At 70.2% G+C, this 22495-nt stretch carries 23 protein-coding genes; 17 read left to right on the forward strand and 6 right to left on the reverse strand.

Translation table 11 applies throughout. The features are described 5' to 3' along the window. Positions 1–349: 349 nt before the first annotated feature. A complete protein-coding gene (locus AB0H62_RS43390) occupies positions 350–1360 on the reverse strand; it encodes a 4-hydroxy-3-methylbut-2-enyl diphosphate reductase (RefSeq protein ID WP_360592177.1) in 1011 nt (336 codons plus the stop codon). A gap of 151 nt (positions 1361–1511) precedes the next feature. On the opposite strand from AB0H62_RS43390, the gene AB0H62_RS43395 reads away from it, so the two are divergent. The 6 genes from AB0H62_RS43395 (at position 1512) to AB0H62_RS43420 (ending at position 6072) form a co-directional block, all read left to right on the forward strand. After that, positions 1512–2150 (forward strand): lipid droplet-associated protein, encoded by a 639-nt coding sequence (locus AB0H62_RS43395; RefSeq protein WP_220244085.1) that lies wholly within the window; start codon positions 1512–1514, stop codon positions 2148–2150. Further along, positions 2147–3403 (forward strand): exodeoxyribonuclease VII large subunit, encoded by a 1257-nt coding sequence (gene xseA / locus AB0H62_RS43400; protein WP_220244086.1) that lies wholly within the window; start codon positions 2147–2149, stop codon positions 3401–3403. Before AB0H62_RS43395 ends, xseA begins: the two co-directional genes overlap by 4 nt. Next, on the forward strand, positions 3400–3843 hold the full coding sequence (locus AB0H62_RS43405; RefSeq protein ID WP_255638436.1) for a hypothetical protein: 444 nt from the start codon (positions 3400–3402) through the stop codon (positions 3841–3843). Before xseA ends, AB0H62_RS43405 begins: the two co-directional genes overlap by 4 nt. A 73-nt stretch (positions 3844–3916) precedes the next feature. Continuing rightward, entirely contained in the window at positions 3917–4147 is a 231-nt protein-coding gene (locus AB0H62_RS43410) for an exodeoxyribonuclease VII small subunit (RefSeq protein ID WP_220244087.1), read from the forward strand. An 88-nt stretch (positions 4148–4235) separates the two neighbouring features. Beyond that, the gene (gene glpX, locus AB0H62_RS43415) at positions 4236–5291 is read left to right on the forward strand and encodes a class II fructose-bisphosphatase (RefSeq protein ID WP_220244088.1); all 1056 of its coding nucleotides are present in this window, start codon (positions 4236–4238) and stop codon (positions 5289–5291) included. 61 nt (positions 5292–5352) lie between these two features. Continuing rightward, a complete protein-coding gene (locus AB0H62_RS43420; protein WP_360592260.1) occupies positions 5353–6072 on the forward strand; it encodes a serine protease in 720 nt (239 codons plus the stop codon). 1 nt (position 6073) lies between these two features. Here AB0H62_RS43420 and AB0H62_RS43425 read toward each other — a convergent pair whose 3' ends face one another. Next, positions 6074–7045, reverse strand: a complete 972-nt coding sequence (locus tag AB0H62_RS43425) for an NAD(P)/FAD-dependent oxidoreductase (protein WP_220244090.1) — start codon at positions 7043–7045, stop codon at positions 6074–6076. Between the two features lie 137 nt (positions 7046–7182). Here AB0H62_RS43425 and AB0H62_RS43430 point away from each other — a divergent pair, with 137 nt between their 5' ends. The 5 genes from AB0H62_RS43430 (at position 7183) to AB0H62_RS43450 (ending at position 13018) form a co-directional block, all read left to right on the forward strand. Next, entirely contained in the window at positions 7183–8580 is a 1398-nt protein-coding gene (locus AB0H62_RS43430) for a class II fumarate hydratase (protein WP_360592178.1), read from the forward strand. A gap of 274 nt (positions 8581–8854) precedes the next feature. Next, complete coding sequence (locus AB0H62_RS43435) at positions 8855–9145, forward strand: FmdB family zinc ribbon protein (protein WP_220244092.1); 291 nt, start codon at positions 8855–8857, stop codon at positions 9143–9145. 174 nt (positions 9146–9319) lie between these two features. After that, positions 9320–10573, forward strand: coding sequence for a formamidase (gene fmdA / locus AB0H62_RS43440; RefSeq protein ID WP_220244093.1), 1254 nt, complete (start codon positions 9320–9322; stop codon positions 10571–10573). A 95-nt stretch (positions 10574–10668) separates the two neighbouring features. Further along, a complete protein-coding gene (locus AB0H62_RS43445) occupies positions 10669–11829 on the forward strand; it encodes an urea transporter (RefSeq protein WP_220244094.1) in 1161 nt (386 codons plus the stop codon). A gap of 31 nt (positions 11830–11860) precedes the next feature. Next, positions 11861–13018, forward strand: a complete 1158-nt coding sequence (locus AB0H62_RS43450) for an NAD-dependent formate dehydrogenase (RefSeq protein WP_220244095.1) — start codon at positions 11861–11863, stop codon at positions 13016–13018. Between the two features lie 22 nt (positions 13019–13040). Here the strand turns inward: AB0H62_RS43450 and AB0H62_RS43455 are convergent, their stop codons facing one another. Continuing rightward, a complete protein-coding gene (locus AB0H62_RS43455) occupies positions 13041–13877 on the reverse strand; it encodes a helix-turn-helix domain-containing protein (protein ID WP_360592179.1) in 837 nt (278 codons plus the stop codon). Positions 13878–13980: 103 nt separating this feature from the next. On the opposite strand from AB0H62_RS43455, the gene AB0H62_RS43460 reads away from it, so the two are divergent. The 3 genes from AB0H62_RS43460 to AB0H62_RS43470 all read left to right on the forward strand — a co-directional run bounded on the left by AB0H62_RS43460 (position 13981) and on the right by AB0H62_RS43470 (position 17572). Then, complete coding sequence (locus AB0H62_RS43460) at positions 13981–14568, forward strand: NAD(P)H-dependent oxidoreductase (RefSeq protein WP_360592180.1); 588 nt, start codon at positions 13981–13983, stop codon at positions 14566–14568. Between the two features lie 66 nt (positions 14569–14634). Next, on the forward strand, positions 14635–16158 hold the full coding sequence (locus AB0H62_RS43465; protein WP_360592181.1) for an ATP-dependent DNA ligase: 1524 nt from the start codon (positions 14635–14637) through the stop codon (positions 16156–16158). 124 nt (positions 16159–16282) lie between these two features. Further along, the gene (locus tag AB0H62_RS43470; protein WP_360592182.1) at positions 16283–17572 is read left to right on the forward strand and encodes a S53 family peptidase; all 1290 of its coding nucleotides are present in this window, start codon (positions 16283–16285) and stop codon (positions 17570–17572) included. A gap of 72 nt (positions 17573–17644) precedes the next feature. On the opposite strand, the gene AB0H62_RS43475 is transcribed toward AB0H62_RS43470, so the two are convergent. Together AB0H62_RS43475 and AB0H62_RS43480 are read right to left on the reverse strand one after the other, a co-directional pair. Beyond that, complete coding sequence (locus AB0H62_RS43475) at positions 17645–18703, reverse strand: iron-containing alcohol dehydrogenase (protein WP_360592183.1); 1059 nt, start codon at positions 18701–18703, stop codon at positions 17645–17647. Further along, positions 18687–19259 (reverse strand): VOC family protein, encoded by a 573-nt coding sequence (locus tag AB0H62_RS43480; RefSeq protein WP_360592184.1) that lies wholly within the window; start codon positions 19257–19259, stop codon positions 18687–18689. Before AB0H62_RS43480 ends, AB0H62_RS43475 begins: the two co-directional genes overlap by 17 nt. A 127-nt stretch (positions 19260–19386) precedes the next feature. On the opposite strand from AB0H62_RS43480, the gene AB0H62_RS43485 reads away from it, so the two are divergent. Both AB0H62_RS43485 and AB0H62_RS43490 read left to right on the forward strand, forming a co-directional pair. After that, positions 19387–19854, forward strand: coding sequence for a MarR family transcriptional regulator (locus AB0H62_RS43485; RefSeq protein WP_360592185.1), 468 nt, complete (start codon positions 19387–19389; stop codon positions 19852–19854). Between the two features lie 69 nt (positions 19855–19923). Continuing rightward, positions 19924–20571, forward strand: a complete 648-nt coding sequence (locus AB0H62_RS43490; RefSeq protein ID WP_220244102.1) for a Pr6Pr family membrane protein — start codon at positions 19924–19926, stop codon at positions 20569–20571. Here AB0H62_RS43490 and AB0H62_RS43495 read toward each other — a convergent pair. Next, positions 20531–21751: an NADH:flavin oxidoreductase/NADH oxidase family protein gene (locus AB0H62_RS43495; RefSeq protein ID WP_360592186.1), complete on the reverse strand. Its 1221-nt coding sequence runs from the start codon at positions 21749–21751 to the stop codon at positions 20531–20533. The genes AB0H62_RS43490 and AB0H62_RS43495 overlap by 41 nt on opposite strands. Positions 21752–21858: 107 nt before the next feature. On the opposite strand from AB0H62_RS43495, the gene AB0H62_RS43500 reads away from it, so the two are divergent. Continuing rightward, positions 21859–22482, forward strand: a complete 624-nt coding sequence (locus AB0H62_RS43500) for an MBL fold metallo-hydrolase (RefSeq protein ID WP_220244103.1) — start codon at positions 21859–21861, stop codon at positions 22480–22482. Positions 22483–22495: the final 13 nt, after the last annotated feature.

Here is a 22495-nt window from a genome sequence, read left to right on the forward strand (position 1 = left end):
GCCGGCCCGCCCCCCCCCCCCCCTCGCCCAACGTCCCCCCCCGGCGCAGGCACCCCCGGTCCTCCGCGCCCCCGCCCCGCCGCCGCCCTCGCGCCGACGAACCCCCGCCCGGCCGGCCGCGTCCCCCGCGCCGCGAACCGCCGCGCCGCCAGCGCCCCTGGGACGACGAGTCCTGACTCGACAACGTCGGCAGCTGGGCCTCAACACCCGGACCACGCCGAAGGCCGCCGATCCACCCCGGATCGGCGGCCTTCGTGCATCCCGGCTTCTTCAAGTCGGCCACACGAAAAAGCCGCGGCGCCCGCCGGAAAATCCGGCGACCACCGCGGCCTCAAAGCAGAAAACCCTGTCAGGACTCCGACTTCGCAGCCTTCCGAAGCTCCTTCGGCAACGCGAAGGCGATCTTCTCGTTCGCGGTCGTCACTTCGTCAACCTGCCCATAACCGCGCTCGGCCAGCCAGGTCAGCAGTTCCATCACCAGCACATCCGGCACCGAGGCGCCCGAAGTGACCCCCACCGTCGACACCCCCGAAAGCCAGGCCTCGTCGACCTCCGAAGCGAAGTCGATCAGGTACGACGACCGCGCGCCCGCTTTCAGGGCGACCTCGACGAGGCGCTTGGAGTTCGAGGAGTTCGTCGAGCCCACCACCAGCACCAGGTCGCACTCGGGCGCCATGGCCTTCACGGCCACCTGCCGGTTGGTGGTGGCGTAGCAAATGTCGTCGCTGGGCGGGTCGGCCAGGCCGGGGAAGCGTTCGCGCAGCTGGTCGACGCGTTCCATCGTCTCGTCGACCGAAAGGGTGGTCTGGGAGAGCCAGATCACCTTGGACGGGTCGCGCACGTCGACCTTGTCGACGTCCTCGGCCTTGTCCACGAGCTGCACCTTGTCGGGTGCCTCGCCCGCGGTGCCCTCGACCTCTTCGTGGCCTTCGTGGCCGATCAGCAGGATGTCGTAGTCGTCCTTGGCGAAGCGGTTGACCTCTTTGTGCACCTTCGTCACGAGCGGGCAGGTCGCGTCGATGGTGCGGAGGTTGCGGTCGGCCGCTTCGGTGTGCACCGCCGGCGAAACACCGTGGGCCGAGAACACGACGAGCGCGCCCTCGGGCACCTCCGACGTCTCGTCCACGAAGATCGCGCCGCGTTCGCGCAGGGTCTCGACGACGTGGCGGTTGTGGACGATCTCCTTGCGCACGTAGACGGGCGCGCCGTAGAGCTCCAGCGCCTTCTCCACGGCGATCACCGCGCGGTCCACGCCGGCGCAGTAGCCGCGCGGCTTCGCGAGCAACACGCGTTTGGCGGCGCCGGACTGGGAGATCGTCGGGGTACCGGCGGGCTCGGTTCCGGGACTCGCAGAAGTCATGCCCCCAGGGTACGGGCTGTGCCGTACCGGCTTCGAAGTCCTCTTTCGGATGACGTCGGCGGCCATCCGGGCTGTGCCGGGAGTCACGTCCTGTGCCCCAACCCACCCGTTCGGTTGGGCAGGATGGCCCACATACGGCACGCTAGACGGCATGAAGCCACTCCCGCTCCCCCTCCGGGTCGCCGCGGGCCTCGCCGTCACCACCGCCGAGCGGGTTCGTGAGCTCCCGAAGCAGATCACCGGCCTGCCGGTGACCGTCGTCAGTCAGGTCCTCCAGCTGTCCATGCGTGTCCAGCAACACGTCACCGAGCTGGCGATCAAGGGCGACGACGCGCTGTCCGGCCTGCGCCCGGTCGAGGACACGCCCAGCTGGGCGACGTTCGACGAGGACGTCGAGCCCGACCTGCCGACGCGTCCCACGCTGGTGCCCGTCGAGGACCTGCCCGAGCCGCGGGCCAACGGCCACCGCCCGAACCTGCCCGGGCTCACGGACGAACCCGAAGACCCGTGGACGCAGGAAGAGCGCGCTCTCGCCGAGGACCACGCCGACGGCGAGAACGACAGCGCCGGCGGCCCCGCGGGCCTGGCCGGCTACGACGACCTCACCCTGCCCCAGCTGCGCGCCCGCCTGCGCCGCCTGACCGTGCCGCAGCTCGAGGAGATCCTCGACTACGAGAAGGCCAACGCCGACCGCGCGTCGTTCACCGGCATGCTCGCGCGGCGCATCGGCAACGCGCGCAAGGCGGAAGAAGAGGCGAGCCAGCAGGGCGACGACGCGGAAGGCCAGTGAGCAGCGACCCCTCGACCAGCGCCGAGAACCCCTGGCCCGTCCGCACCGTAGCGCGCAAGATCGGCGACTGGATCCACCGCCTCGGCGCCGTGTGGGTGGAGGGCCAGGTCACGCAGATCAACGCGCGCCCCGGCACGCAGACGGCGTTCCTGACGCTGCGCGACCCGTCGGCCGACGTCTCGATGTCCGTGACCGCGCCGATGTGGCTGGTGCGCGAGCTCGCGACGCCGCTGCGCGAAGGCGACCGCGTGGTGGTGCACGCGAAGCCGTCGTTCTTCTTCGGGCGCGGCACGCTCAGCCTGCGCGCCGACGAGATCCGCGCCGTCGGCATCGGCGAGCTGCTCGCGCGCATCGAACGGCTGCGCAAGCTGCTCGCGGCCGAAGGCCTGTTCTCCCCCGAGCGCAAACGGCCGATTCCCTTTCTGCCCCAAGGCATCGGCCTCATCACGGGCCGCGCGTCGGCGGCGGAGCGAGACGTGCTCGTCAACGCGCAGGCCCGCTGGCCGCACGTGCTGTTCAAGGTCGTGAACACCGCCGTGCAGGGCCCGCAGGCCGTGCCGCAGATCCTCCGCGCTCTGTCCACATTGGATAAAGACCCGGAAGTGGACGTGATCGTGATCGCCCGCGGCGGCGGCAGTGTGGAGGACCTGCTGCCGTTCTCCGACGAGGCGCTGTGCCGGGCCGTCGCGTCCGCGGGCACGCCGGTGGTGAGCGCCATCGGGCACGAGCCGGACACGCCGTTGCTCGACCACGTCGCCGACCTTCGCTGCTCCACGCCGACGGACGCGAGCAAACGCATCGTGCCTGACGTGCGCGAGGAGACCGCCCGCGTCCGCCAGATGCGCGACCGCGGCCGCCGCGCGCTGCACGGCTGGGTCGACACGCAGACGCGCCTGCTCACCCAGCTGCGCAGCCGCCCGTCGCTCGCCGACCCGCTCGGGCCGATCCAGCGCCGCCTCGACGATGTCGAGATCCACCGCGAACGCGGCCGGCGCGCCATGCTCGGCCTGCTCGCGAAGGACCAGGCCGAAATCGCCGGCGCGCGCGGCCGGCTGACGGCCCTCGGCCCGGCCGCGACGATGGCCCGCGGGTACGCCGTCGTGCAATTCACCGACGACGCAGGCAACCTCCAGGTGCTGCGCTCCGTCTCCCAAGTCGAGGACGGCGCGCGCCTGCGCGTGCGGATCGCCGACGGGGCGATCCACGCCGTCACCGAGTCCACCGCGTCGAGCCAGGAAGGAGACGGGCCGTGACCACCAGGGCACCGGCGTTCCTCCCGCTCACCGTCGACGCCGCCGCCCGCCTCGACGCCCGCGCCCTGCTCCACCAGGCGCGCGTCACCGACAGCGCCGCCAGCGAATGCTGGACCGCCCTGCTCGCCGGTTGCGGCACCGCCGCGCGCGGCCAGCTCGGCCCCCAGCTGCGCCGCCTGTCCGAGGCCACGTCCGTCCACGTCGGCACCCGCTGGTGGTTCGCCGAGGGCGCCGACCACCGCCGCCGCGTCGCGGGCGCCCAGGAAACCCTCGAGGACGCGATCGCGGACGGTGACGGCCAGGAGTTCGCCCTGGCCTTCGTCGGCTACGACAACGCGATGGCCAGCGCCCTCGTCTGCCGCGAACAGACCCGCAACCCCCCGCCGACCCCACCACCCCCGCGAACGGGCGGACGGCACCGGGTCGATCACCGGTCGTGACAGCACTGACCGACACCAGCGCGGTACTGTGCCCGGACAGCCCCGTGCATCGGAACATCGGAGAGCGTCGAGCGTGAGCGAAGCAGGCAGCGAAACCGCCGGACTCGGGTACGAGCAGGCGCGCGACCGGCTGGTCGAGGTGGTCAGGGAGCTCGAAGCCGGCGGCCTCAGCCTGGAGCAGTCACTGGCGTTGTGGGAAAAAGGCGAGGAGCTCGCCAAGGTCTGCGAACGCCACCTGGAGGGCGCGCGCGAGCGGATCGAGGCCGCATTGGCGTCCGTGGAGAATTCCGACGACGCACAGTGATGTGCACCATGCGCAACTGAATCGTTCAGGTGACGCGATCATCTGAGACACTGTCCTCCCGCCGAATTCCGCGATCCGGGAGGCCCGCATGAGCACCGCCAGTGACCCACGTCGCGAAGCACCCGACCGCAACCTCGCCATGGAGCTGGTCCGCGTGACCGAGGCCGCGGCGATGGCCGCCGGCCGTTGGGTCGGCCGCGGCGACAAGATCGGGGGCGACGGAGCCGCCGTCGACGCGATGCGCCAGCTCGTCTCCACCGTCTCGATGCGCGGCGTGGTCGTGATCGGCGAGGGTGAGAAGGACGAAGCCCCCATGCTGTTCAACGGCGAGGAGGTGGGCAACGGCGACGGCCCCGACTGCGACGTCGCGGTCGACCCCGTCGACGGCACCACCCTGATGGCCAAGGGCATGCCCAACGCGCTGGCCGTGCTGGCCGTGGCCGAGCGCGGGGCGATGTTCGACCCGTCGGCCGTGTTCTACATGGAGAAGCTGGCCGTCGGGCCGGACGCCGCGGGCAAGGTGGACCTGGCCGCGCCGATCGCGGAGAACATCCGCCGCGTGGCGAAGGCGAAGAACTCCAGCGTCGGCGACGTGACCGTGTGCGTGCTCGACCGGCCGCGCCACGAGCAGATCATCAAGGAGATCCGCGAGGCCGGCGCGCGCATCCGGTTCATCTCCGACGGCGACGTCGCCGGTGCCATCGCCGCGGCCCGCCCGACGACCGGTGTCGACATGTTGATCGGCATCGGCGGCACGCCGGAAGGCATCATCGCCGCGTGCGCGATGAAGTGCCTCGGCGGTGAACTGCAGGGCCGGCTGTGGCCCAAGGACGACCTGGAGCGCGAGAAGGCCCTGGCCGCGGGCCACGACCTCGACCGCGTGCTCACCAACGACGACCTCGTGCGCGGCGACAACATCTTCTTCTGCGCCACCGGCGTCACCGACGGAGACCTGCTGCGCGGCGTGCACTACCGCGCCGGCGGCGCCACCACGCAGTCGATCGTGATGCGGTCCAAGTCCGGCACCGTCAGAATGATCGACGGTTACCACCGGCTGGAGAAGCTGCGGGCCTACTCGTCCGTGAACTTCGACGGCAACCTCGACGTGCGCGAGGACGAAGACGTCGTCCCGCCTCTGCCCTGACCCAAGGAGTCGCCAGGTGCCCAAGCGGTTGTTCGCGCTGCTGCTCACGTTCGTAGCCGCAGTGACCGCAGCGGCGCTCGCCGCCGGCAGCGCGACCGCCGGGCCGGCGCTCGTCGGCGGGACCGGCGCCGACGAGCCCTACCCGTTCGCGGTGTCGATGCACACCGAATCGGGCACGCTCTTCTGCGCCGGCTCGCTGATCGCACCCACGTGGGTGGTCACCGCCGCCCACTGCATGTCCGGAAAGGACCCGGCGACGCTCACGTTCCGCTTGGGCACCAACGAAAGCGACTCCGGCGGCGAGACGGCCCAGCCGGCGGAGATCGTGCTCAACCCGCACTTCAACGCCTCGACGCAGACGGGTGACATCGCGCTCGTCCGCCTCGCCGCGCCCGCGAAGACGGCGCCGATCACCGTCGGAGGCGCCGCCGCGCCGGGCACCCCGACCCGGGTGCTGGGCTGGGGCCAAACCTGCGCCACGCCCGGCTGCGGCGACCCCGTGCCGACGTTGCAGCAGCTCGACACGCACCTCGTCGAGGGCGCCAAGTGCACGTCGTCCTTCGACGGCACGGCCGAGCTCTGCACCGACAACCCGTCCGGCAAGGCCGGCTCCTGCTACGGCGACTCCGGCGGCCCCGAGCTCACCCGCGACGGCGACCGCTGGTCCCTCATCGGTGTGACCAGCCGCCCCGGCAACGGCTCCCCGACGTGCGCGACGGCCCCGTCGATCTACACGTCGGTGCCCGCGTACGCGCCGTGGATCGCGTCGAAGACCGGCTGAGTCACTCGGCGTTGCTGGAGTGGCCCGGGAACAGATGCGCGTCCGGGTCGAGCGCCACAGCGATGTTGTTCACCGCCGTCGCCGCTTCGCCGAAGCCGGTGGCGATGAGCTTCACCTTGCCCGGGTAGTGGGCCACGTCCCCGGCCGCGTACACGCGCGAACGGGCCGTCGCCATCGTCGAGTCGACCGTGATGGCGCGGTGGTCGATCTCCAGGCCCCAGCTCTCGATCGGCCCCAGATCGGCCGTGAACCCCAGCGCGGCGACCACGGCGTTGGCCGGCAGCGCGAGGTCCTCGCCGCCCTTCACCGACACCTCGATACCCTCCAGCGCACCTGAAGGCGACTCGACGAACCGCGTCACCTCGGCGTCGGTGACCAGCGGCACGCCCAGCTCCCGCACCTGCCGCACGATCGACTCGGCCGCGCGGAACTTCCCGCGCCGGTGCACCAGCGTCACGCTCGCCGCCACCGGGTGCAGCGCCAGGCACCAGTCGAACGCCGAGTCCCCACCGCCGACCACGACCACGTGTTGCCCGGCGTGGACCTGCAGCGACGGCACGAAATGAACCATTCCGCGCCCCAGCCAGCCGTTGCCCGCGGGCAACGGGCGGGGCGTGAACTCGCCGATCCCGGCCGTGATCAGCACGGCGCCGGCGCTCAGCACGTCGCCGCCGTCGAGGGTCAGCTCGACGCGGTCTCCCACCGTTTCCAGCTTCTCGGCCTTGCGGCCCAGCAGGTACGTCGGATTCCACGGCGCGGCCTGGTCGACGAGGCCTTGCACCAGGTCGCGGCCGCGGACCGCCGCGAAGCCGCCCACGTCGTAGATCATCTTCTCGGGGTACATCGCGGTGATCTGCCCGCCCGGCTCCGGCAGAGAATCGACGACGGCCATGGAAAGGCCGCGGAATCCCGCGTAGTAGGCGGCGAACAGCCCGGTCGGCCCGGCGCCGATGATCACGAGGTCGTAGTCCATTTAGCTCGCTCCAGCCAGTGGTGGTTGGCGGTGATCGAGAACACAGCCATCCTAGTGCTATCCGGCGGGTGAATTACCGGATCGAGGTGGGCGACGCCACGACGCCGGATGCGCGAAACAGGGCCAGAATCGGGGGCATGGCAGAACAGGAATACCGGATCGAACACGACACGATGGGTGAGGTCCGCGTCCCGGTCGACGCGCTCTACCGCGCGCAGACGCAGCGTGCCGTGGAGAACTTCCCCGTCTCCGGCCGCGGTCTCGAACGCGCTCAGATCCGCGCGCTGGGCCTGTTGAAGGCCGCCGCCGCGCGCGTGAACCAGAAGCTGGGCGTGCTGGACGCCGACCTCGCCGAGGCCATCGCCACGGCCGCCGACGGCGTCGCCGAGGGCAAGTACGACGACCAGTTCCCGATCGACGTGTTCCAGACCGGCTCCGGCACGTCGTCGAACATGAACGCCAACGAGGTCATCGCGACGCTCGCCACCCGCGCCCTCGGCCGCGACGTGCACCCGAACGACCACGTCAACGCCTCACAGTCGTCCAACGACACGTTCCCGACGACCATCCACGTGGCCGCCACGGAAGCCGTGCTCACCGACGTCATCCCGGCCCTGGAGCACCTCGCCGGAGCGATCGAGACGCGCGCGCAGGAGTGGGCCGGCGTCGTGAAGTCCGGCCGCACGCACCTGATGGACGCCGTGCCGATCACGCTGGGCCAGGAAGCCGGCGCGTGGGCCGCGCAGATCCGCTTCGGCATCGAGCGCCTGCAGTCCGGCATCGGGCGTCTCGGCGAGCTGCCCATCGGCGGCACCGCCGTCGGCTCCGGCCTCAACGCCCCCGACGGCTTCGGCGCGGCCGTTTCCGCGGAGCTGGCCGCGCTCACGGGCCTGCCGCTCACGGAGGCCCGCAACCACTTCGAGGCGCAGGCGACGCAGGACAGCGTGGTCGAGACGTCCGGCCACCTGCGCACCATCGCCGTGTCCCTCAACAAGATCGCGAACGACCTGCGCTGGCTCGGGTCCGGCCCGCGCACCGGCCTCGCCGAGCTGGCCCTGCCGGACCTCCAGCCGGGCTCCTCGATCATGCCGGGCAAGGTCAACCCGGTCATCCCGGAGGCGACGCTGCAGGTCGTGGCCCAGGTCGTCGGCAACGACGCGGCCGTCGCCTTCGCCGGCGCGGCGGGCAACTTCCAGCTCAACGTGAACCTGCCCGTCATCGCCCGCAACGTCCTCGAGTCGGCCCGCCTGCTGGCCGCCGTCTCGCGCCTGCTGGCGGACAAGGTCTTCAACGGTGTCACCGCCAACGTCGAGCGCACCCGGCAGTACGCCGAGGGCTCGCCGTCCATCGTGACGCCGCTGAACTCCTACATCGGCTACGAAGCCGCGGCGGCGGTGGCGAAGCAGGCCCTCAAGGAGCTCAAGACCATTCGCGAGGTCGTGATCGAACGCGGCTTCGTCAAGGACGGCAAGCTGACGGAAGAGCAGCTCGACGAAGCTCTCGACGTCCTGCGTATGGCGCGCGGCGGCAAGTAGGGATTTTCCGCCTTACGGCCCGCTTCCCGGCTCTTCCGGGAAGCGGGCCGTTCGTCGTTTCACTGCGCCGTGCGGCCGACGAACCCGTCACCGCAAGTGGACAAGGCGTATCTCTACGCACAAATTCATTCCGGCGTATCGCTTCGTTGTGCCTGAAACACAGGGCTGGTAACGTCGCTCACCGCTCTGATTTCCTTTTCCGCAGCGCAGTTTGATCACAGCGCGGTTTGATCAATTCCGCCGCGAAGAGAGAGCAAGCAGTTGGGAGGCTGCGATGGCGACGTACCAATATCGATGCGCCCGGGACGGTGTCTTCGAGGTGCGCCTGCCGATGGGGACGGCCTCGCCGAGCTCACAGTGTCCGGCCTGCGGTGGCGAAGCGGCCCGGAACTACTGCGCGCCGATGCTGTCACTCGCGCCGCGTGAGCTGGTCACGGCCATCGACCGGACCGAGAAAACTCGCGACGAGCCGGCCGTGGTGTCCGCGGTACCTCCCGTTCGCGGCCGGACGCGCGGGCCGGCACCGACATCGAATCCCGCGCTGCGACGTCTGCCGAGACCGTAGGCGAACGCGGCCCAGCCTGCGCCCTGCCGGGCAATGGCCCGCTCGCTGGGCCGGCGAAGAACAATTTGCGGCTGATGCCCGGAGTGCTCTGCGGAGCCGCCACGCTCGGCGTTGCGGAGGCGCACAGCACGCACATTGCCGGGTCGGTCACCCACCAAGCTGTCGGGAGATACCATGCCGCAAGTTGTTTTCTCACTCGATTCCTCAAAGAAATTCACTGAACAAGCAATTGTCGGCCACAACCGGTGGCACGGGGATATTCCCGCCCAAGTTCAGGTCAAGCCAGGAGACTCGTTCCGCGTCCACTGCCGCGAATGGTTCGACGGCGCGATCCACAACGACGATTCTGCCGCAGACGTGCTGAACGCGCCGCTGCCCAGTGTGCACGTGCTCAGCGGGCCGATCGCGGTCGAGGGCGCACAGCCGGGCGACCTCCTCATCGTCGACATCCTCGACGTCGGCCCGATCCCGCAGGAGGACTCGGGACCGCTCGCCGGCCAGGGCTGGGGCTACACCGGTGTCTTCGCCACCAAGAACGGCGGCGGCTTCCTCACGGAGTGGTTCCCCGACGCGTACAAGGTGATCTGGGACTTCATGGGCGGGGTCGCCACCTCGCGGCACGTCCCGGGGGTCTCGTACACCGGCATCGTGCACCCGGGCCTGATGGGCACGGCTCCTTCCGGTGCGCTGCTCGCCAAGTGGAATGCGCGCGAACAGGCGCTGATCGACACCGACCCGGACCGGGTGCCACCGCTGGCGCTGCCCCCGCTGCCGGATTCCGCGATCCTCGGCAGCCTCACCGGCGCCGACTTCGACCGGGTCGCGGCGGAGGCCGCACGCACCGCGCCGCCGCGGGAGAACGGCGGGAACCAGGACATCAAGAACTTCACCAAGGGAACCCGGGTGTTCTACCCCGTCTTCGTCGACGGCGCGAAACTCTCGATGGGCGACCTGCACTTCTCGCAGGGCGACGGCGAGATCACCTTCTGCGGCGCCATCGAGATGGGCGGGTTCATGGACCTGCACGTCGACCTGATCAAGGGCGGGATGGAGACCTACGGCGTCTCCGAGAACGCGATCTTCATGCCCGGCAACGTCGACCCGCAGTACAGCCAGTGGCTCGCGTTCTCCGGCACCTCGGTCACGCTCGACGGGGTCCAGCACTACCTCGACTCGCACCTGTCGTACCAGCGGGCCTGCCTGCACGCCATCGACTACCTGCAGAAGTTCGGCTACAGCGCGATCCAGGCGTACATGATCCTTGGCTCCGCGCCGATCGAGGGCAGGCTCTCGGGCGTGGTCGACATCCCGAACTCGTGCTCCACCGTGTATCTGCCCACTGCGATCTTCGACATCGACGTGCGTCCTTCGGCTTCCGGCCCGGCGCAGGTCGAACAGGGAATGAGCGTGCCGACGGCGAGTTTCTGACTCCTGCACCGGCTCGGTGACCGGGCGGGAGGCGGCCTGTCTCCCGCCCGGTCCGGCACGTCGAGAAAGCACCCCACCCGCCGGAGGAGGCGGTCATGACCACTGCACCACCTGAACGCGGCCACCACGGGCCGTGGCGATGGATCAACGGCACCATGCCCGAGGTCGACGAACGGGCGCTGAAGGTGCCCGTAGTCGGGTTCGTCGAGTACTGCCTGCGCGGGATCGGGCAGGTGGTGTTCATGAACAGCCCGATCACGGGCGCCTTCATCCTGCTGGCCGCTTGGCTCCAGGAGCCGTGGCTCGGATTCGGCGCCACAGTGGGGGTACTGGCCTCGACCCTCGCCGCACTGGCACTGGGGTTCGACCGAGACGCGATCCACGCGGGTCTCTACGGGTTCAACGGCGTGCTCGTCGGGCTCGGACTCGCCTTGTTCCTCTCACCGCAGTGGGACGGGATCGTGATTCTGTGGATCATCCTGCTGAGCGCGGCATCGTCGATCCTGATGGCAGCACTCGCGGCCGCGTTCGGCGGCGCGTGGGGCGTGCCCCCCTTCACGCTGGCCTTCAACATCATCACTCTGCTGTTCCTGATCACCGCACTGCACATCACGCGCGGGCGGCTCAGCGACGCGATCGCCCCGGCTGCACCCGAGGTGAACGGGCCCGCTGTGCGGACGTCACTCCGGGCGAGCGCCGACGCGGTCGGCAACACCGACGTGGTGGCCGTGATCAACGCGATCTTCCGCGGCATCGGCCAGCTGTTCTTCTGCAACAGCCTCCTCGCCGGTGTGCTGATCATCGTCGGCATCGCGTTCTGCTCCCGGATCGCCGCCATCTTCGCGCTGGTCGGCTCGGCCGTCGGGATGCTGACCGGCATGGCCCTCGGTGCCGACGGCGTGCTGATCTACAACGGCCTGTGGGGCTTCAACTCGTTCGACGCCGCGCTGGCGATCGCCGGCGTGTTCTACGTGCTGACCTGGCGCTCGGCGATACTCGGTGTGCTGTGTGCGATCTTCACCGCCTTGCTCTTCGGCGGCATCGCCTCGATCTTCGTGCCGTGGGGCCTGCCCGCACTCACCCTGCCGTTCGTCTTCGGGACGCTCACGTTCGTGCTGCTGAAGAACACGTCGAAGTACTTCGAGTGGGTGCCACCCTCGGAGGTCGTCACCCCTGAGGAACACCTGCGGCGCGCGCACCGCGAACACGCCATGGCGGCTTCCGGTAACCCGCAGCGGCAAACCGACACCGCATGACTTGTCCGGTCACTCAACCGAAGGGACTCTCGTGGCGAAAGTACTTTGTGTGCTCTACGACGACCCGGTCGACGGCTACCCGAGCTCGTACGCGCGGGACGGGGTTCCCCGTGTCGACCGCTATCCGGACGGCCAGACCACCCCGAGTCCGAGCGCGCTCGACTTCACCCCGGGAGAGCTACTCGGGAGTGTGTCCGGGGCGCTCGGGCTGCGCCGCTTCCTGGAGGCCGCCGGCCACGAGCTGGTGGTGACCTCCGACAAGGAGGGGCCCGACTCGGTGTTCGAGCGGGAGCTCCCGGACGCGGAAGTGGTGATCTCGCAACCGTTCTGGCCGGCATACCTGACCGCTGAACGCATCGCGAAGGCGCCGAAGCTGAAGCTCGCGATCACAGCGGGGATCGGCTCGGACCATGTCGACCTCGCCGCCGCGATCGAACACGGGATCACCGTCGCGGAGGTCACGTACTCCAACAGCGTCAGCGTGTCCGAACACGTCGTGATGATGATCCTTTCCTTGGTGCGCAACTACCTTCCGGCGCACCAGTGGGTGCTCGACGGCGGGTGGAACATCGCGGACTGCGTCGCCCGCTCCTACGATCTCGAGGCGATGAACGTCGGCACCGTTGCCGCGGGCCGGATCGGGACCGCGGTGCTGCGCCGGCTGAAGCCGTTCGACGTCCGGTTGCATTACACCGACCGGCACCGGCTCCCGGCGGAGGTCGAGGCGGAGTTGGACGTCACCTACCACCCGGACGCCCAGTCGCTGGTGCGGGTGTGCGACGTCGTCACGATCAACGCTCCGTTGCACCCCGAAACCGAGAACATGTTCGACGACGCCCTGATCGGCCAGATGAAACGGGGCGCCTACCTGGTCAACACGGCGCGGGGAAAGATCTGCGACCGGGACGCGGTCGTGCGGGCCCTGGAATCGGGTCAGCTGGCCGGGTATGCCGGCGACGTGTGGTTCCCGCAGCCCGCGCCACAGGACCACCCGTGGCGGACGATGCCGCACCACGGCATGACCCCGCACACGTCCGGCACCTCGCTGTCGGCGCAAGCCAGGTATGCCGCCGGGGCGCGGGAGATCCTCGAGTGCTACTTCGCGGGCCACCCGATCCGCGACGAGTACCTGATCGTCGAAGGAGGCAGCCTGGCCGGGACCGGCAAGCATTCCTACAGCTCGAAGTGACTGCCCTTCCTGCCTGGATGTTTCAGGAGATGACCCGGAGCCGCCCTGGTGGCCGGAGGCGGAGTTCCGCGACGACCCGAGCCGTTTCTTCGTCGTCCGGCAGGAAGACGACCAGCTGCTGCGCGTCCTCCGCGAGTTCCAGGGTCTCCCTGTTCAGCCGCAACGAACGTCCGCCCGGGTGGTTCAGCCGCAGAACTCCACGTCGTGGCACGACGGTCGAGTTCAGCCGGCTGGTGAACTCCGGACCGGCGACGGGCGCGAGTTCCGCCGTGAGCCACTCCGAGTTCTCGACCGCGGGGCCCAGCCACAGGTCGAACGCCCGCTCGTCCGCGACCTCGGCCCAGTCGGCGAAGAACGCGCGGGCACGGGGGTCGGTGAAGACGTAGCGGGTGAGGTTCGGGGCCTCGGCGTCGAGCAGTCCCGTTCCGCTCGTCACCGCGGCGAAGCCGCTGGTGTGGGCGAGGATGTCGCCCGGCCGGTTGGTGACCGCGGCGATGCCGGGTTCGAGCAGCCGGAGCGTCTGGAGGACCTGGGCACGCACATCCCACCGCACGGGTGCGGGCCGGACGTGGGCCGTGCACTCCCCGCCGGTGATCTTCGTGAGGTAGCGCAGGTGGGTGCGCTCGGCGGCGGCCAGGCTGAGCGCGTCGGCGAGGGCGTTCACCACCGACACGGACGGGTTGCGGTCGCGGCCCTGCTCGATTCGCGTGAGGTATTCGACGCTGATGCCGGCCCGCGCGGCGAGGTCGGACCGCCGCAGGCCGGGCGAGCGGCGACGGCCGTGCGAAGGCAGGCCCAGCGTGTCCGGCTGGGTGCTGTCGCGCTTGGCCCGGATGAAGTCCCCCAGCGGCGTCCCCATGTCACCGAGCATAAGCCGATCCGGGCGTGCTCAGCGTGGCCGTACGGGGGCCAGCCTGAGCGCGGTCTGGTTGCCGGCCCTGCTGAACCCCACGGTGGTGACCATGGCGAACAAACTAGTGATCATCGTCGGCAGTGTCCGCGACGGCCGGTTCGGCCCCACCGTCGCCTCATGGGTGGCCGAGCAGGCCCGGGAACACGGCGGGTTCGAGGTCGAGGTCGTCGACCTGGCGGACGTCGAGATCCCGCTGTCGCTGCCCGAGGCATCCCCCAAGTACGCCGGCGACAGCTACCCGCGCCCCGCCAGGATGGCGACGCTGACGGCGGCACTGGAGAGCGCGGCCGCGTTCATCGTGGTCACCCCGGAGTACAACCACAGCTATCCGGCGTCGCTCAAGGCGGCCATCGACTGGCACTTCTCGCAGTGGACGGCCAAACCCGTCGCGTTCGTGAGCTACGGCGGCGCGGCCGGCGGGCGGCACGCGGTGCTCCACCTGGAGAACGTGCTGACCGAGCTGCACGCGGTGACGATTCGCGACGGCCTCACTTTCCCGAACTACTTCACCGCATGGGAGGCCGGCCTGCCGCTCGACCCGCAGGCCCCTGCGTACGCGAAGACGATGCTCGACCAGCTGGCCTGGTGGGCGGGCGCGCTGCGGACGGCGCGCGAGGCCGAGCCGTACCCCGCCTGAGGGTGTTTTCCCAGTTCAGGACCATTTCACCGGGAAACTGTCGGTGTCTCGGGTCATGATGGTCGGGTGCTGCTCACCCAGATCGTCACCGCGTCCGCCGAGCTGGCGGCCACCCGGTCGAGGAAGGCGAAGATCGCCACCCTCGCCGCGGTGCTGCGCGCCGCCGAGACGACCGAGCTGCCGGCCGTGATCGCGTACCTCACGGGGCAGACGGCGCAGGACCGGCTGGGCGCGGGGTGGCGCACGCTCGCGGAGCTGGCCGTCGAGCCGGCCCCGGAGCCGAGCGTTGAGGTGCGGGAGGTCGACGAGGCGCTCACGGAGGTCGCGGCGGCTTCGGGGGCAGGGTCGGTGAAGCGGCGCGCGGAGGTGCTCACGGCGTTGTTCAAGCGGCTCACTCGAGGCGAGCAGGAGTTTCTCTTCCGGCTGGTCACCGGAGAGCTGCGGCAGGGGGCGCTGGAGGGCGTGATGGTCGACGCCGTCGCCGCGGCGGCCGAGGTCGGCGCCGAGGACGTGCGGCGGGCGTTCATGTTGTCCGGCAAGCTTTCCGTCACCGGCTATGCGGCGATGACCGGCGGCGCGGCGCGGCTGGCCGAGTTCCGGCTCACGCTGGGGCGCCCGATCAAGCCGATGCTCGCGTCGCCCGCGGAATCGCTCGACGAGGCGGTGGCGGAACACGAGCACGCGATCGTCGAGTACAAAATGGACGGTGCGCGAATCCAGGTGCACCGCTCCGGCGAGGAAGTGCACGTCTACACGCGCACGTTGCGGGAGATCACGTCCAGCGTCTCCGAGCTGGTGGACCTGGTGCGGGCGCTGCCGTGCGAGTCGGTGGTGCTCGACGGAGAGACGCTCGCGCTCACCGACGACGGCCGGCCGAGGCCGTTCCAGGAGACGATGAGCCGCTTCGGCAGCACGCGGGAGGAACAGGTGCGGGCGCTGCTGCTGCGGCCGTACTTCTTCGACTGCCTGCACCTCGACGGCGTGGACCTGCTCGACGCGCCGCTGTCGGAACGCAACGCGGCGCTGCGGAAGGTCGCGGGCGAGCACGTGATCCCCGGCGAGGTGGAGCCGGCCGACGCCGCGGCAGTGCTCGACGCGGCGATGGCGGGCGGCCACGAGGGCGTGATGGTGAAGGACCTGGCGTCGCCGTACGCGGCGGGGCGCCGAGGCCGGGCGTGGCTGAAAGTGAAGCCGGTGCACACCATCGACCTGGTCGTGCTCGCGGTGGAGTGGGGGCACGGGCGGCGCACGGGCACGCTGTCCAACCTGCACCTCGGCGCGCGCGACCCGGACGGTGGGCCGCCGATCATGGTGGGCAAGACGTTCAAGGGCATGACCGACGAGCTGCTGGCGTGGCAGACGAAGCGGTTCCAGGAGATCGAGACCCACCGCGACAGCTACACCGTGTACGTGCGGCCCGAGGTGGTCGTGGAGATCGAGCTCGACGGGGCGCAGATCAGCACGCGGTATCCCGGCGGGCTGGCGCTGCGGTTCGCGCGTGTGGTGCGGTACCGGCCGGACAAGGAAGCTGCCGACGCCGACACGATCGACACCGTGCGCGGCCTGCTGCGGGGTGATCGGGCCGAATGACATCCGGACACCACCGGCCAATTCGCCCGGCCGAGGCCGAAAGGCCAGACGAAAGTCGATGTTGTGCCCTCCGGCGATGCATGAGAGTGGGCTGTACCGCATCGCTCACCACTGGGGAGACGACATGACTTTTCGGGTTCGGTCCGCCGTCCGGCCGATGACCTTGCTCGCGGGTGTCGCGCTGGCCGTCACGGCCGTCGCGGCTCCGGCCGGCGCGGCCACGAACGCGCCGGCTCCCGCGCTGCACCACTTCTCGGCGGCGGCGAAGTCGTTCATCGGCGCGCGCACGGTGGCCGACCGCGTCGCGAAGCTCGACGCCGCGATGTCCGCGCTGCCCAGGGAAAGCGTCGCGTACAACGCCACGAAGCTGTGGAACCAGGGCATCACGGGAGCGGGCGCCACCGTCACCACGCTGGTGTCGTTCGGCGACGACCAGGTGAAGCAGGTGCTCGACGAGTACTCCCAGCGCCACGGTCTGCCGCCGGCCAACGTCGAGGTGCTCCAGCCGTCGGGCTCGGTCCCGGCGTGCACCGACCCGGGCGTCGACACGGCGACTTGCGAGTCCTGGGGCGGCGAGACCGACCTCGACGTCACGATGATGCACGCGATGGCGCCCAACGCGAAGATCATCGTCGCCGCGACGCCGGTCGCCGAGACGCAGGGCTTCACCGGGCTGCCCGAGATGATGAACGCCGTCGACTACCTCACGAAGCACAAGCTCACCGACGTGATCTCGATGAGCTTCGGCACCACGGAGGAGAACTTCCCGTCGTTCCAGTCCATCAAGACGCTCGACCCGGCGCTGGAACGCGCGAGCAAGGCGGGCATCACGATGGTCGCCTCCTCGGGTGACGACGGCCCGACCGGCGGCTTCCTGCAGGGCCCGGGCAACTACCCGTACCGCGTGGCGAGCTGGCCGGCCAGCGACCCGCGCGTGACCACCCTCGGCGGCACGCAGCTGCACCTCGACTCCACCGGCACCCGCACGAAGCCGGACGACCTGGTGAACGTGGCCGACAACGGCTTCGGCGAAGGCGCGGGCCTGTCGAAGGCCTACGCGCGCCCGGCGTGGCAGGACAGCGTCAAGAAGATCACCGGCAGCAAGATGCGCTCGTTCCCGGACATCAGCATGGAAGGCGTGCAGGGCACTTCGCAGTCGGCACCGCTGTTCGCCGGCGTGCTCGCCCTGGCGGTGCAGGCCAACCACGGCAAGCTCGGCCAGATCAACCCCGCCCTCTACGAAAAGCTCGGCCCGAAGGGCGCCAAGGCCGGCATCGTCGACGTCACCACCGGCGACAACAGCCAGGACGGCGTCGAGGGCTTCACCGCCACCCCCGGCTTCGACATCGCCAGCGGCTGGGGCACGGTCGACGCCTCGGTCTTCGTCCCCGCCTTGGTGAAGGCGCTTCGCTGACGCGGCCCTGAACAACCACGACGAAGGGCGCGGCCTACGGGCCGCGCCCTTCGTCGTGCTTGCCGAGGCAATTCAGCAACCCGCGACCAGCCGCTCGAAAACCTCCGCCTCGGCCCGATCCGCAGCTACGGACAACTCCCCCAGCATCAGCCGAAGCTCCGCACCGCCAAGGCCCAACTCACCCGCAACCCGCCGTGGGTCGACCTCCGCGGTCAGCCCCATCGTCACCGTGAGCTCGGCCACCGCCTGTTCGGCCGGCACCCCGGGTCGCAGCTCCGCCAGCGCCGCGCGCGCCCCGGCGGCGGCCTCGCCGTACGCCCGCAGCACGAGCGGAAGAAACAGCGCGTGCAAACGGCCGTACCCGAGCCCGTGCCGCGTGGACACCAGGTCGCACACCCGGTGCACCACACCGGCCCGGCCCAGCTCGTGCAGTGCGTGGCCCGCCAGGGCGGCGCCGGCCAGCGCGTCTTGGCACGTCGCGAGGTCACCGGCCGCGAGCGGGGCGAGGCTGCTCCACAGCAGAAGCAGACCTTCGCGAGCCGACGCCAGCGCTTCCTCGCTCGCGGGACGGCACAGGACCTCCAGGCAGTGTGCGACGGCGGTGATGCCACTGCTCGCCACCACCTCGCGGGGCAGCCCCGCGACGAGGTCGGGGTCGTAGAGCACCGCGCGGGGCAGTGCGTGGCCGGACGTCCCCGTTTCCTTGCCGCGGGCGGTGGTGACGAAGTAGCGCGATGTGCGCTCCGCGCCGGAGAAGGTGGTCGGGACCGCGATCAGCGGCAGCCGCAGCGCGAGCGAAACGATCTTGCCCAGCCCGATCGCCGAGCCGCCGCCGATGGCCAGGACCGCGTCGGCGTGCGTTTCCTGCGCCGAGCCGACGGCGAGGTTGGCCTGGTGGGCCGGCACGTGCGCGGGCACGTCCGACCACCGGCCGAGGTAGCGCCCGCCGAGCAGACCCGGCAGCCGGGCGACGACCGGGTCCGCCGACCGGGAGGCCACCGCGAGCACGCGGTGACAACCCAGGGCGTCGGCGACCTCCGGGAGTTCTCGCAGGGATCCGCTGCCCCACACCAGGTTCTGCTCGGGCGCGGCGTCCCGGGACCGGCGGACGGGGTCAGCGGTCCGCGCCACCGTGGCCGTCCGGCGTGTACTGCAGCAGGTGCTGTCCGTAGACGTCCGAGCCGATCGCGGCCAGCGCCGCCGGCACCGGTTCGGGGTCCTGCAGGAAGGGCTGCGCGACGTCGCACGGGTGCTGCCACGTGGCGAACTCCAGGGCGATCTTGTTCACCGGGTCCTCGAAGTAGATCGAGTGACAGAACCCGTGGTCGAGTTCACTGTTGACCTTGATCCCGTTCTCCTCCAGCACCGATTTCGCGTGCTGCAGTTCACCCTCGGAAGGCACCGTGATCGCGAGGTGGTTTCCCGCCCCGAGCAACGAGTTGTCCGCGGCGATCTCGACGTCCTTGAACTCGAAGAACGCGATCGTGTCCTGCTCGCTGATGCGGAAGAAATAATGCCTGCTGCCGGCGAGATTCCCCGGCACCGCACCGGGGAACGGGTCCGGGTCCGGCAATTGCAGCGTCACGACAATGGGAAACCCGAGCACCCCATTGTAGAACTTCACGGTTTCTTCCATGTCATTGGTCACGAAAGCCATGTGGTGACACCCGGTCGTCCGAATCCCCATGACGATTCCTCTCACTGTTCCCGGCAATGTGAGAATGACAGTACGCGCAATCTTGTTTCCACGTCAACGAGATTACCGCAAAGGACCCTGACAGCCCAACGCGCGCACGCTCGGTTACGGTGGGTACGTGACCGCGACGCACGGGGAACGCCCGGTGCCCCACCTCTCGGAGGACGAGCTGCTCGCCTGGCGCGGGCTGCTCGAACTGGAAGCACGCGTGCTCGGCGTACTCGACGCCGAACTGCGCGCGGACCACGACCTGTCGGTCGCCGAGTTCGACACGCTCTACCAGCTGTGGCTCCAGCCCGGCGGCCGGTGCCGCATGAAGGATCTCGCGGAGAAACTGCTGGTCAGCCGAGGCGGGGTGACCAAGCTGATCAGCCGGCTCCGCAGCCGCGGCCTCGTGGCCCGCGTGTCGCAGCCCGGTCAGCAAGCCGTCGACGCGCAGCTGACCGAGACCGGCGAGGCGCTCCTCGCCACGGCGATGGACACCCACTTCGACGGCGTCCGCCGGCTCGTGACCTCCCGGCTGTCCGCCGCGGAGCTGCACACCCTCCGCACGGTCACGGAACGCCTGCGCGAGCCGCCCGCCTGAGCACCCCGACGGGGTGACACCGGGTCGTTTCGGCTGGGTCCGAGCAGGCCGGAACCGTAATCTCACCGCATGCCACCGACGCGACTGACCCGGATCTGGTTCGGGGTGACGGCCCTCGTTGTGCTGATCGGCCTCGTCACACAGGGCTTCGTGAGCGCCGGAACACCAGGCCGCTACGCCTCGGCGGGCGCGCGCGTCGCCAACATGTTCGCGTACTTCACCATCGAATCGAACGTGCTGGTGCTGCTGGCTTCCGTCGCGTTCGTGGCCGGCGCGCGGGCCAACGGGCTGCTGCGCGTGCTGTGGCTCGACGCGCTGGTCGGCATCGCGGTGACCGGCGTCGTCTACCACGTCGCGCTGTCGGGGCTGCTCGATCTGAGCGGCGCGGCCCTGTTCGCCGACGTCATGCTGCACACCGTGTCGCCGATCATCGCGGTGCTCGGGTTCCTCGTCGCGTCGCCGCGCATCCTGCGGTGGCGCACGGTCGCGTGGTCAGCGTGCTGGCCCCTGGCGTGGCTGGCGTTCACGCTGGTCCGTGGCGCGCAGGGCGGCTTCTACCCGTACCCGTTCGTCGACGCCGCCGAGCTCGGTTACGGCCGTGTGGCCGTGAACTGCGTGCTCATCGCCGTGCTGTTCGTCGCGCTGGCGAGCGTCGCGAAGGTCCTCGACGGCTGGCTCACGCACGCACCCGCCGAAACGCGTTCAGCGGATCGTTGATCCCCGTGTGCACCAGCGCGCGCCACGAGCCGCGGCTGCGATCCGCCGGTTTGCCCGCGGCCAAGCGGTGCAGCTGCTGCGTGTGCCACTGGACTTCGAGCAGGCTGTCGGCCAGGCGGATCCCGGTGCGCGGGCACAGCCGTTCCGCGCGCGCGTCGTCGCCGGCGAGCAACCGCGCCGGCAGATCCGGGTCGACGGTCAGCGGCCGGCCCAGCCCGATCACGTCCAAGGCCCCTGACTGCAACGCTTCGGCCATCCCGGCGGGCGTGGTGAAGCCGCCGGTGACCATCAGCGCGACGTCGCTCACCTGCCGCGCTTTGGCCGCGTAGTCGAGGAAGTACGCCTCGCGCCGCGCGGTGCTCTCGCGACCGGAGCCCATCATCACGGCTTTTTCGTAGGTACCGCCCGAAATCTCGAGCAGGTCGATGCCCGCGTCGCTCAGCGCGCGGACCACACGCAGCGACTCGTCCTCGTCGAAGCCGCCGCGCTGGAAGTCGGCGCTGTTGAGCTTCACCGACACGGGCACGCCGTCGCCGACCGCCGCGCGCACGCGGCGCACGAGCTCCAGCAGGAAGCGGCTGCGGTCGCGGCCCCACTCGTCGTCGCGAAGGTTCGTGAGCGGGGAGAGGAACTGCGAGATCAGGTAACCGTGGGCGCCGTGCAGTTGCACGCCGGTGAACCCGGCGTCGACGAAAGTCCGCGCAGCCAACGCGAAGCGGTCCACGATCGTCTCGATCTCGTCGCCGGTCAGCGCCCGCGGCGCCGCGAACGCCGTCCGGACGCCGCGGTTGCCGAACGGCACCGCCGACGGCGCAACCGGTTGGCGTGAAAGGAATCGCGGGCTCTGCCGGCCGGGGTGGTTGAGCTGCACCCACAGCTGCGCGTCGGTGCCGGCCACGCTGCGTGCCCACGGCTCGTACGCGGCGGGATCGGGGACGGCGGGCAGCGCGACGTTGCGAGGTTCGCCGAGGGCTGCGGGGTCGACCATCACATTGCCGGTCACGAGCAGGCCCGCTCCGCCGTGCGCCCACGTGCGATACAGCTCGGCGAGCTCGCGCGTCGGGGCGTTGCGCCGGTCGCCGAGCTGCTCACTCAGCGCCGATTTCCCCAGGCGGTGCGGCAACACGGCGCCGCAGCGCAGTTTGAGGGGTTCGGCCAGCAGATCCCGAGCGGCGGTCATGGGCGCTCCCGTCTTCGCGGCTAACTTACCGACAGTAAGTCTACCCGAAAGTAGATACCGGCGGTATGTCAGCTGGACGGGCGCGTGGGCACTAGGGTCTGCAGACCATGACGGCGATAGTGCAGAACCTGGTCACGTCGGGCGTGTTCGAGCTCGACGGCGGCAGCTGGGAAGTGGACAACAACGTGTGGATCGTCGGCGACGACTCGGAGGTGATCGTGATCGACGCGGCGCACAACGCCGACGCCATCGCGGACGTGGTCGGGGATCGCGCGCTGCGCGCCATCGTCTGCACCCACGCCCACAACGACCACGTCAACGCCGCGCCCGCACTCGCCGAGCGCACCGGCGCGCCGATCCTGCTGCATCCGGCCGACCGCGTCGTCTGGAACCTGACGCACCCGGACCGCGCCCCGGACGGCGACCTCGCCGACGGCCAGACCATCACCGTCGCCGGCACCGACCTCAAGGTGATCCACACGCCGGGCCACGCCCCCGGCGCCGTCTGCCTCCACGCCCCGGAGCTGTCCGTCCTCTTCACGGGCGACACCCTGTTCCACGGCGGTCCCGGCGCCACCGGACGGTCCTATTCGGACTACCCCACCATCGTCAAGTCCATCCGCGAACGCCTTTTCTCCCTCCCGGACGCCACTTCCGTCCGCACCGGCCACGGCGAGGGCACGACGATCGGCGAGGAGAAGGCGGCGTCGAAGGACTGGCCGGAAAGCTAAACCGCGCGCGCAG

Source organism: Amycolatopsis sp. NPDC050768 (assembly GCF_040654155.1).
GTDB lineage: Bacteria > Actinomycetota > Actinomycetes > Mycobacteriales > Pseudonocardiaceae > Amycolatopsis.